The 11,176-nt window shown below is 70.8% G+C and carries 9 protein-coding genes; 7 read left to right on the plus strand and 2 right to left on the minus strand.

The window, feature by feature from the left end; translation table 11 throughout:
- The first annotated feature begins 156 nt into the window (after positions 1 to 156).
- The gene (locus tag ACIQM3_RS18490; RefSeq protein WP_401625209.1) at positions 157 to 1,659 is read left to right on the plus strand and encodes a UDP-N-acetylmuramoyl-L-alanyl-D-glutamate--2,6-diaminopimelate ligase; all 1,503 of its coding nucleotides are present in this window, start codon (positions 157 to 159) and stop codon (positions 1,657 to 1,659) included.
- Here ACIQM3_RS18490 and ACIQM3_RS18495 read toward each other — a convergent pair.
- Together ACIQM3_RS18495 and ACIQM3_RS18500 are read right to left on the minus strand one after the other, a co-directional pair.
- On the minus strand, positions 1,641 to 2,135 hold the full coding sequence (locus tag ACIQM3_RS18495) for a hypothetical protein (RefSeq protein WP_401625211.1): 495 nt from the start codon (positions 2,133 to 2,135) through the stop codon (positions 1,641 to 1,643). The two genes, ACIQM3_RS18490 and ACIQM3_RS18495, sit on opposite strands and share 19 nt — an antisense overlap.
- Positions 2,136 to 2,214: 79 nt before the next feature.
- The gene (locus ACIQM3_RS18500) at positions 2,215 to 2,862 is read right to left on the minus strand and encodes an HD domain-containing protein (RefSeq protein WP_401626448.1); all 648 of its coding nucleotides are present in this window, start codon (positions 2,860 to 2,862) and stop codon (positions 2,215 to 2,217) included.
- A 211-nt stretch (positions 2,863 to 3,073) separates the two neighbouring features.
- Between ACIQM3_RS18500 and ACIQM3_RS18505 the strand changes: the two genes are divergently transcribed.
- The 6 genes from ACIQM3_RS18505 to ACIQM3_RS18530 all read left to right on the plus strand — a co-directional run bounded on the left by ACIQM3_RS18505 (position 3,074) and on the right by ACIQM3_RS18530 (position 10,997).
- Entirely contained in the window at positions 3,074 to 4,588 is a 1,515-nt protein-coding gene (locus ACIQM3_RS18505) for a carboxylesterase/lipase family protein (RefSeq protein ID WP_401625213.1), read from the plus strand.
- A 177-nt stretch (positions 4,589 to 4,765) separates the two neighbouring features.
- Positions 4,766 to 5,899 (plus strand): S1 family peptidase, encoded by a 1,134-nt coding sequence (locus ACIQM3_RS18510; RefSeq protein ID WP_401626451.1) that lies wholly within the window; start codon positions 4,766 to 4,768, stop codon positions 5,897 to 5,899.
- A gap of 250 nt (positions 5,900 to 6,149) precedes the next feature.
- Positions 6,150 to 6,611 (plus strand): hypothetical protein, encoded by a 462-nt coding sequence (locus tag ACIQM3_RS18515; RefSeq protein WP_401625216.1) that lies wholly within the window; start codon positions 6,150 to 6,152, stop codon positions 6,609 to 6,611.
- A gap of 211 nt (positions 6,612 to 6,822) precedes the next feature.
- On the plus strand, positions 6,823 to 7,806 hold the full coding sequence (locus tag ACIQM3_RS18520) for a phosphotransferase (RefSeq protein ID WP_401625219.1): 984 nt from the start codon (positions 6,823 to 6,825) through the stop codon (positions 7,804 to 7,806).
- Between the two features lie 203 nt (positions 7,807 to 8,009).
- A complete protein-coding gene (locus ACIQM3_RS18525; RefSeq protein WP_401625221.1) occupies positions 8,010 to 9,143 on the plus strand; it encodes a DUF1996 domain-containing protein in 1,134 nt (377 codons plus the stop codon).
- Positions 9,144 to 9,230: 87 nt separating this feature from the next.
- Entirely contained in the window at positions 9,231 to 10,997 is a 1,767-nt protein-coding gene (locus ACIQM3_RS18530; RefSeq protein ID WP_401625224.1) for a discoidin domain-containing protein, read from the plus strand.
- The last annotated feature ends 179 nt before the right edge of the window (positions 10,998 to 11,176 follow it).

Consider the following 11,176-nt stretch of genomic DNA (forward strand, 5'->3'; position numbering starts at 1 on the left):
ACCGCCCGTCCCGCCCTCCCACCGTGTCCGCGTCTCACGCGCCACGTCTCCACCTCGTACGCGCTCCACCTCACCACCGCAGCTTCGGCGTACCGCCGTCGCGGCGTTCCGGCGACGGCCGCACCACGGCTCGAGCCACCCCTCGAAGGGACCACCTTGAAGCTGAGCGAGCTGCTGGCCGGACAGACCCACCACATCCTCCAGGGTGACCCGGAGCGGACGCGCATCACCGCCGGAACGGCGTTCGACGTGGACCGGGTGGCGCCGGGATCGCTCTTCATCGCGGTGCCGGGACACCTGGAGGGCGGCCCCGGAGCGGTGGCCCCCGCCCTGGCCCGGGGCGCGGTCGCGGTCCTGGTGGAGGAAGGCTGCGTACTGCCGGCGGCGGCGGATGACGCCTGTGTCGTGCGGGTGCCGGACACCCGGGCCGCGGCCGCCGTGGCCGCCTCCCGCTACTACGGCGAGCCGGGGCGCGGGATGGACATGGTGGCGATCACCGGCACCAACGGCAAGACCTCCGTCTCGTACATGGTCGAGTCCGTGCTGCGGATCTCCGAGGGGGCGAGTGCCGGGGTCATCGGCACGGCCGGCAGCCGCATCGGCGACGAGGTGATCCCGATGCCCCGGTCGGTGCTGTCCACCCCGGAGTCCCCCGATCTGCAGTACCTGCTGGGGTGCATGCGTGACCGCGGTGCCGGCACCGTCGTGCTGGAGGCCACGTCCATGGGCCTGCTGACGCATCGGGTCGACCGCACGTTCGTCGACGTGGGGGTCTTCACCAACCTGAGCCAGGACCACCTGGACGACCACGGCACGATGGAGAACTACCGGGACGCCAAGCTCCGGCTCTTCCAGGGGCTCTGCGAGCACGCCGTGGTCAACGCGGACGACCCCGTGGGGGCCGGGATCACGACGATGATGCCGGGCGCGGTGACCACGTACGCCCTCGACACCGAGGCCGACTACCGGGCCACCGATCTGGTCGTCGACGCCTCGGGCACCCGCTTCACGCTGCATCACGACGGCCGCAAGTACCCGGCCGCGATCCCCGCACCCGGCAGGTTCTCCGTCTCCAACGCGCTGGCCACGGTGGCGGCCTGCCACACCCTGGGGCACGACCTCGCCGGGCTCGTCTCCGCGCTCGAACGGATGCCGCAGATCCCGGGCCGCTTCGAACGTGTGACGACCGTCGACGGCACCTCGGTGATCGTGGACTACGCCCACTCCCCGGACTCGCTGAACAAGGTGCTCGGCACCATCCGCGGCTTCGCCCGGTCCAAGGTCATCACCGTCTTCGGCTGCGGCGGGGACAGGGACACCACCAAGCGCGCGGAGATGGGTGCGATCGCCGGCACCTACTCCGACCTGTGCGTCCTCACCTCGGACAACCCGCGCGACGAGGACCCCGAGGCCATCCTGGACCAGGTCGCCCCCGGGATCGAGTCCACCGGCACCCCGTACGAACGCCTCGCCGACCGCCGCCGGGCCATCGCCTTCGCGCTCTCGGAAGCCGGACCCGGTGACATCGTCCTGATCGCGGGCAAGGGCAGCGAGCCCTACCAGATCGTCGGTGACCGGCTGCTGCCCTTCAGCGACATGGCCACCGTGCGGGAACTCGCCGACATCCCGGCCGCACGGACTCAGCCCGCCCTGCGGTAGGTCAGGGCGAAGTCGTGTTCCCACCCACCGCCGTCGAAACGGACCTCCCAGGCACCGGTGATGGTGTCGCCGTCCTCGCTGAACGTGCCGGTGAAGCGCTGGCGGAACTCCAGGGGAGTGAAGTCGGGCGACTCCCGCGTGAGCGTCCACACCCCGCCGTCGAAGCTCATCGCGTAGAGGCGGGCCACGCCGCGTGAGTCGAAGTAGTGCTGCGTGTACGCGCCGGTCCCGGGGTCGGCGCGTACGACCATGAGGCCGTCCGGCGCCTCGGGCACCGGAATCTCCGTGCGCTGCACCAGGAAATGCCCGTCGAGGGCCCACTCGAACCAGGTACGCGCCGCCGGCACCTCGCTGCCCGGGCCGTGCCGCGCCGGACCGTGCGGTGACGGGCGGCCCTCTGGGAAGCGCGGTTCCAGATGCCATTCGCCGACGAAGACATCCAGGCGTGCCAGTGCGTCCGGCCTGTCCCCGGTCATGACGATCTCTCCGCTCCGACGCCGCGCGTCCTGGTCCCTCTCACGGATACGTCCGATGCTCTGCCTGCCACGACGGCCCTCACTCCGGCCAGGGTGATTCGAGAACGGTGCGTACGAAGTCCCCGCGCTCGAAGCCGGGAACGTAGTGCTGGAGAACATCGGCCTTGACGTTCCCGAACGTCGTCTCCGGCTTCGGGCCGACCCCTTCGGTGAACGCGGCGAGAATCCGCCGCTTGAAGTCCGGCCGTGGATGGAGCGCCACGATCGCCGCGCGGTCGGCGTCGGAGACGTCCTCGTAACCGATGCCGAGGACGTCGTACTCCACACCGGCGGTCACCAGCTCCACCTCGGGCTCCATGAAGGCCGGGATGCCCGGCGTGGTGTGCAGGGCGATCGCCGTCCACACCCGCCGCACACTGTCCTCCGGAACCCCGTGGGAATGAAGGAAACGACGCGCCTCGTCGGCGCTGTCCACCTCGAAGCGCCGACCGCTGGAACGGAAGCGTTGACCGAGCCCCAGGTCGTGGAACATGGCGCCGATGTACAGCAGTTCCGGATCGAAGGAGAGATCGCGGCGGCGTCCCAGCAGAGCGCCGAAGAGGAAGACCCGGCGCGAGTGGTGGTAGACGAGTTCGCCGGTCGTGTCGCGTACGAGCTCGGTAGCCTCGGACGCGAGCTTCGTATCCGGTACGTGTACGCCGGCTGCCGGGGCCGGGCCGCTTGCCATGGGTGTCACCGAGCCTCCTGTGCGACGTGTCGGGCGGGCGCCTCCAGGATCGGCTCTTCGGGTGGCGGCGCCGGTACCGACAGGCCGTGGATCGCCCGACTGATTCACATCGCGGACGTGTGGATCGGCGCCGTTCAGGTGTTGGCCCGGACCGCCCGCCCGGTGCGAGGCTGACACCGGGGCCCTGACAGGGGCGGAACGGGGAGCACCGATGGAAGAGTTCAGGACGAAGGCCGGAGTGGTCGCCGGACGGCGGGCCGGCCGTGCTCCGGGGGTCGTCGCACTGCGGGGAATTCCCTACGCCGCGCCCCCGTTCGGGGCCGGAAGGTTTCGCGCCCCCCGCCCCGCCGCCCCCTGGGACGGAGTCCGGGACTGCGCCGGATTCGGACCCGTCGCCCCGCAGTCCGCCGAGCTGCCCGGATCTCCGGCCTGGTCACCGGGGGACGAGGACATCCTCAGCCTCAACATCTGGACCACCGGCGGTGGCGGCGACATGCTCCCCGTGCTCGTCTGGATCCACGGCGGCGCCTACGCCTTCGGCTCCTCCGCCCAGCCGGACTTTGACGGAACGGCCCTGGCGGGTCATGGACTCGTGGTCGTCACCCTCAACTACCGTCTGGGCTTCGAGGGGTTCGGTCATGTCCCGCCCGCCGACGGCGAAGAACCCTGTCCCGACAACCGAGGCCTGCTCGACCAGATCGCCGCTCTGCGGTGGGTGCAGGACAACATCGCCGCGTTCGGCGGTGACCCCGGCCGTGTCACCGTGGCCGGACAGTCCTCCGGAGCGACCTCGGTCGCCTGCCTGATGGTGATGGACAGGGCACGCGGCCTGTTCCGCCGCGCCATCGCGCACAGCGCTGTGAACGCCTGCGCCTCCCCGGAATCCGCGGCCCGCACCACGGCGGAGGTCGCCGCCGAGGCCGGTCTTTCCGCCACGTACGGAGAGCTGGTGTCCGCCTCCCCGAAGGCGCTGGTCGATGCCTCCGACCGGGTGACCGACCGATACCGGCGCGACCCCGGATCCGGAGCGCGGCACTACGACCCTGCGATCTACGGCCCCGTTGCCGGGGGCGCCACCCTCCCGCTCGACCCGCTCACGGCGTTCGCCCGCGGCGCCGGCCGCGAGATCGAACTGCTCGTCTGTCACACCGCGGAGGAGTACCGGCTGCTGGACGAGGTCGGCAGCTGTGCGAACGTCACCGAGAAGGAGCAACTCAAAGCGTTCGCAGCGGACTTCGGGATCCCGGAAGCCGTGTTGGACGGTTATCGCGGTCTCCAGCCGGGGGCCTCCGTACACGACACCTACCTGGCCGTGTACGGGGATCTGCTGTTCGGGGAGTACAGCTGCAGACTGGCCGAGACCCACACACGGGGAGGCGGGCGGAGCCGGCTCTCCCGCTTCGTCCGGCAGCGCGACGGCCGGGGGAGGCCGGTCAGGGCCTGGCACTGCGCGGACATCCCGTTCGCCTTCGGCACCGTGGACGACGCACACGTCCACTTCCTCATCGGAGGGCCTCCGGGAACAGCCGACCGCGAACTAGCCTCACGCATGACACGCGCCTGGGCGGAGTTCGCGGCCACCGGCGACCCCGGCTGGCCACCGCTCACCACGGGAGGCGGGCCCGTGCGGATCTGGGACACCTCGACGGACACCGCTCCCGCGGGCCGGTGGGATGCGTTCCGTGCGCCCTGGCGCACCTCCGGACTGCCGCTGCTGACGCCCTGACCTTGCGGAGCGGCCGCCGCATTCGGAGGCTGTCATTGGCATGGACCTGCCCGTCGAACTGGACTACAGTCCGTGGCGACAGCTCTGAGAGCGCTCTCAGACGGCTCTCGGATGCTTCCTGTTCCACCCCCACGATGCTGGAACAACAGAAGGGGCACTCCCTTGAGACACACGACGATGGTGCGGACCGGTCTCTCCGCACTGCTCATCATCGGCACCTGGGCGACAGCCGGCCTGACCCAGGCCTCCGCGGCGGACTCCGCTTCCTCCGCCGAACCTCAGGCGTCGGCCGGAATCATCACGGCCATGCAGCGCGACCTCGGGCTGACGAAACGTCAGGCGGAGGCGCGGCTCACGGCGGAGAAGGCGGCCACGGCTCTGCAGGGAACGGCGCGGGACGCCGCCGGGACGTCGTTCGGCGGCTCCTGGTTCGACGCGGGCAGCGGCCGGCTGACCGTCGCCGTCACGGACAGCGACAAGGCCGGCGCCGTCCGGGCGACCGGCGTTGACGTCCGGGTGGTCGGTCACACGGCGCGCGAGCTCGACGCGGTCAAGAACAAGCTGGACGCGCTGTCCGCACCCAGCGGCGTCAGCAGCTGGCACGTCGATCCCCGGACGAACAGCGTCGTGGTGAGCGTCGTCGCCTCCGAAGAGGGTGACAACGATGTCCGGGCGTTCGTCGCGAAGGCGCGCAAGGCAGGCCCCGTCACGGTGAAGCAGACCGCCGAGGCCCCACAGACCTTCGCCGCGGGAACGGTCGGCGGCGACCCGTACTACACCGGCAACGTCCGCTGCTCCATAGGCTTCTCGGTCCACGGCGGATTCGTCACGGCGGGCCATTGCGGCCAGGCGGGCGGAGCGGTCCGGGGCTGGGACAACTCCGCCATCGGCTCGTTCCAGGGCTCGTCCTTCCCCGACAACGACTACGCCTGGGTGAACGTGGGCAGCGGCTGGTGGACCGTGCCCGTGGTCCTGGGCTGGGGCACCGTGTCCGACCAACTGGTCCGCGGCTCCAACGAGGCGCCGATCGGCGCGTCCATCTGCCGCTCGGGTTCCACCACCCACTGGCACTGCGGCAACGTCCTCGCCAAGAACGAGACCGTGAACTACAGCCAGGGCGCCGTGCACCAGATGACCAAGACCAGCGTCTGCGCCGAACCGGGCGACTCCGGCGGCTCGTTCATCAGCGGCGACCAGGCGCAGGGCGTCACGTCGGGCGGCTGGGGCAACTGCAGCGGCGGTGGCGAGACCTGGCACCAGCCCATCAACGAGATCCTCAACCGCTACGGTCTGACCCTCCACACGGCCTGACGGTGAACCCGCCGGGCCCCGGCCCGGCGGGACGCGACCGGTCTGCTGCGGCAGCAGGGTGGCCCCCTGCTGCCGCAGCAGACCCATGGCCTCCAGTCCGGCTCGTGCCGGGCTCGTGGCCCTTCGCGGCGCTGTCGCCACTCGCCATGCCCCCTCCCCGTGCGGGTGAAGCGGCGGCGTCGGAACGCCACCGCCCCCGCCCCGTGGTGTTGCCTGGTGGCGGAAGTGTTACCCGAGCCTGGAGAGTCGCGTGCAACTGCGCCCCGCCCTCGCCGCCCTCGCGGCCGCGGCCGTCGTCCTCGTCACCGCTCCGGCGGGACAGGTGGCCGCCCACGAAGCCGCCTCGCCGACGGAGGCCGGCACGTTCCTCCGGGAGACCCGGGCGGAGGCCCAGGTCGACGCCTTCTTCCGGGCCTACCGTCAGGCTGTCCTCGGCCGGGGCGACCGGACCCCGGAGCAGGTGCGCGCCCGCTACCTCGCTGCCGAGCTGGACACCCGGCTGGACGCGTGGGCGGCGCAGCACGGCGCGGACCCTGTGTTCCGCGCACAGAACGTGCCCACCGGCTGGTCGTCGCGCTACGAGGGCAGTGGCGCCGGCCACGCCACCGTGGTGGTGACCGAGAAGTGGGGGAGCGGCGCGACCCACGACGTCTGGTTCGCGGTCCGGTCGGCCGACCTCGTCATCGGCGACCTCAAGGATCCGCCGGTCTGATCTCCGGGGCGAGCGTGCCGCGCGCTCCGGGTCGTGACGCCACCGGAAGGGGGCCCCGCCGCCGTGTCTCGCCCGCGTACGATCAGGCGGTCGACCACCGCGTCCCAGCTCGCCCGTACGTTCCCTGGCGCACCCGCTGCCGTGTTTCCGCAGGCAACGGAAGGGACGCCTGACCGGGCCCGCGGGGGGCCGCGAGGAGGGTGTACCCGAGATGCGTGATTTCCCGGCGGCCCAGGACCTGTCCGGTGTCGTACGCGATGCCCTGGGGGCGGGATGCCGCATCCTCGGGGTGGAGCGCCTGCGCGGCGGGAGCAAGAAGGGCGTGTACCGGGTCCGGGTCGACGGATCCCCGGTCCCGAGCGTGATCGTCTACAGGTGGGCCGAGGGGGAGAATTTCTGGCCGGCCACCGGCGCCGGGCAGCCGTCGGCGGACCCGTTCGCCCCCGCCTCGGGCCTGGCGCCTTTCCTGGCCGCACAGCGCGAGCTGGCCAGGGTGGGCGCACGCGCTCCCCGCGTGCTGTCCTCGGGCAGCACGGTGGACGCGACGGACTTCGCGGTGGTCGAGGACGTCACGGGTGGAACGCTCGAGGAGCTCTTCGGGACCGACCCGGTGCGCGCCGCTTCCGCGCTGGCCGACCTGGCCGGCACCCTTGACCTGATGCAGCGTCAGAAATCGTCGCGATACGGGCGGATGGACCTGCTGGAGCGAGGTGGCGTGGCCCCCGGGAGCTCCTGCGAACAGGTAGTGCTGGACCGTGCGCTGCGGGATCTCGCGGAAGCGGCGGAACGCGACGCACGGGTCGCGGCGGCCCGAGGCCGGCTCGCGCGGCAGCTGGACGAGCTGCGGGACATGGTGCGCCCCCGCACCTCGTACGGCCTCGTCCATGGAGAACTCGGCCCCGACCACGTCCTGGTGAGCCCCGAAGGGGACACCGTCCTCATCGACATCGAGGGCCTGATGTACTTCGACGTCGAATGGGAGCACGTCTTCCTCCGCATCCGCTTCGGGCGGCGCTACGCGGCGCTGTCCCGTCCCGGTCTCGACCCCCTGCGCATCGGCCTCTACGCCCAGGCCATGCGCCTCTCCCTGGTCGCCGGTCCCCTCAGGTTGCTCGACGGCGACTTTCCCGACCGGGAGTTCATGCGGGGGATCGCCGAACACAATCTGAGTGAGGCGCTGGCCGCGCTCCCGTAACGCCCTCCGGTCAACTCCCCTCGCGGTGTGTTCCGTTCACGAACTATTGACATGTTCTCAGCCACGGCGTAACACTGGCACCGCGCCGGGAGAGCGCTCTCCCGAAGGTTCCGTACAGCGTTCCGTACAACGCACCATCCAGCTCCACTCTCCCCCCACCGCGCACCCGATGTGCGCGGACGCAGAGCGGCATGGAGGTCCGCATGGCCGAAAGAATCAGCAGAACCACCCTGGTGTCCGCGCTCGTCGTCGCCACCGCACTGGCCCTGGTCGTCATGGGGTTCACGGCGATCACCAGCGCCGGTGCTCCGACGGCAGGGGCGGCCCCGAAGGCCGCCGGCAAGCCGGCCGTGGCGTCACACGCCATGCAGGGGACACAGCACACGCAGGGCCACGTCATGGCGGCCGCCGTCCCGGTCCCTTCGGGGGACGACCCCGACGGCGACGGATACATTCCGGCGGACCCGCCGGTCACCGGGGTGGAGCCGTCCACCGAGATCCCGCCCCACCGGTACTTCCACGAGTTCCAGGCGAACTGCTCGGTCAACCACACCGGATCCGTCGACCCGATCGTCTATCCCGGCCAGACCGGCAAGTCCCACAACCACACGTTCATGGGGAACGACACCACGGACGAGAACAGCACCACCGCCTCGCTCGGTGCGGGCGGCACGGCCTGCAAGGCGCCCGGTGACCTGTCCGCGTACTGGATGCCGACCCTCTACAAGGGAGACCAGGAGGTGCGCCCGGTCGGTCCGCAGACCATCTACTACAAGGCGGGTGTCACCGACTACCGGACCGTGCGGCCGTTCCCCAAGGGGCTGCGCTTCGTCGTCGGCAGCCCGATGCAGACCGCCCAGCAGTTCCGTGACCACCCGGGCATGGTCGAGGGATACGAGTGCGGCGAGAGCTACCACAACTACGAGTTCCCGGCCACGTGCCCGACCAGTCAGGACACGCAGCTCAACCTCCGCATGCAGGCGCCCAGTTGCTGGGACGGCAAGAACCTGGACACCCCGGACCACCAGGCCCACATGGCCTACCCGATCGTGATGGGGGCCAACCAGGACGTCTGCCCGGCCAGTCACCCGGTCGCCCTGCCGATGATCGAGTTCAAGATGGCCTGGCCGGTCAACGGTGACATGTCGCAGGTGAGGCTGGCCAGCGGCACCGGCCACTCCTTCCACTACGACTTCTTCAACGCCTGGGACGACGCGACCCTGGACGCCATGGTCGACCACTGCATCGTCGGCGGCCTGCAGTGCGACGCCCGGGGTTACGACCAGAACAACCCCGGTGAGGGGGCCGCTCTGGACGAGAACTACGAACTGCCCTGACCATCCCCGTCTCTCCCTCGTGGGTGTACCGCGCCCATGAGGGAGAGCGCTCTCCTGCTACTCCCCCCACGAGGAGCTGTCACCCCCATGAAACTGTCACGTCCCACCCCCTCGGCCCGTGGCCGCAGACGTACGACGGCACGTCTCGCCGTCGCCGCCCTTGTCGCCGCAGGAGCGGCCACCCTCCCCGTGCCCGCCGCGCAGGCGGCCGGCAGCGTGGTGAAGGTCGAGGGATCGCAGGGCGCCTGGAAGCTGACCGTCGACGGTTCTCCGTACACCGTGAAGGGCCTGACCTGGGGCCCGGCTGTCGCCGACGCAGGGAAGTACATGCCGGACGTCAAGTCGATGGGCGTCAACACCATCCGGACCTGGGGCACCGACGCCACGACGAAGCCGCTGCTGGACAGCGCGGCCGACAACGGCATCAAGGTCGTCGCCGGCTTCTGGCTGCAGCCCGGCGGCGGCCCCGGCAGCGGCGGGTGCGTCAACTACCTGACGGACACCGATTACAAGAACAACATGCTCGCCGAGTTCCCCAAGTGGGTGGAGACCTACAAGGACCACCCCGGGGTTCTCATGTGGAACGTGGGCAACGAGTCCGTGCTCGGTCTGCAGAACTGCTACAGCGGTGACGCCCTCGAACAGCAGCGCGACGCCTACACGACGTTCGTCAACGACATCACGAAGAAGATCCACGCCGTCGACGCCAACCACCCGGTCACCTCGACCGACGCGTGGACCGGGGCATGGCCGTACTACAAGAAGAACGCGCCCGATCTCGACCTCTACGCGGTGAACTCCTACGGCGCGGTGTGCGACATACGCAAGACCTGGGAAGAGGGAGGCTTCGACAAGCCCTACATCGTGACGGAGGGCGGCCCCGCGGGCGAGTGGGAGGTGCCCGACGACGCCAACGGCGTACCGGACGAGCCGACCGATGTCGCGAAGGCTGAGGGTTACGGCAAGGCGTGGCAGTGCATCACTGACCACACCGGAGTGGCGCTCGGCGCGACGCTGTTCCACTACGGCACCGAGTACGACTTCGGCGGGGTCTGGTTCAACCTGCTCCCGGCGGGCCAGAAGAGGCTCTCGTACTACGCGGTGAAGAAGGCGTACGGGGCCGACACCTCGGGCGACAACACACCGCCCGTGATCACCGGCATGACGGTGGACAACGCCTCGGTCGTCCAGGCCGGCAAGCCCTTCACCGTGAAGGCGTCGGTCTCCGACCCCGACGGTGACCAGCTCACGCACCAGGTGCTGCTGGGCAGCAAGTACGTGGACGACGGCGGGCAGCTCAACGACGCGCAGTTCACGGACAAGGGCAACGGCACCTTCGAGGTCACCGCTCCCGACCGCCTCGGCGTGTGGAAGGTCTACATCAAGAGCTCGGACGGCAAGGGCAACGTCGGCATCGAGACGAAGTCCTTCCAGGTCGTCCCGCCCCAGGTCGGAGGTACGAACGTGGCGGCGGGCAAGCCGGCCACCGCGTCCACCTTCCAGCCGGACAGCACCGGCTGCCCCTGCCCCGCCGGCAACGCCGTCGACGGGTCCTTCGACACCCGCTGGGCCAGTGACTGGGCCGACCAGCAGTGGATCCAGGTGGACCTCGGGGCGAAGACCGCGTTCCACCATGTGCAGCTCGCCTGGGAGACCGCGTACGCCAAGGGATACACCCTCCAGACCTCGGACGACGGCCAGAACTGGACCACCGTCCACACCGTCGCCGAGGGCAACGGCGGCATCGACGACATCGACGTCACGGGCGAAGCGCGCTACGTGCGGGTGAACACCACCGTGCGCGGCACCCCTTGGGGCTACTCGCTCTACGAGTTCGGCGTCTACCGGAGCTGACCGCCCGCAGGATCCACCGCACCGTCCCACTCCCCGCCGTCGGTGCGGCCGGGGAGTCCGGGGGGGGGGGGGGGGGGGCGGGGGCCCCCCCCCCCCCCGGGGCGGGGGGGGGGGGGGGGGGGGGGGCGGCGGGAGGCGGCGGGCCCGCCCCCCGCCCGGGGGCCCCCCCCCCCCCGGCC

Source organism: Streptomyces sp. NPDC091271, from assembly GCF_044757505.1.
In the GTDB taxonomy this organism is placed as follows: domain Bacteria; phylum Actinomycetota; class Actinomycetes; order Streptomycetales; family Streptomycetaceae; genus Streptomyces.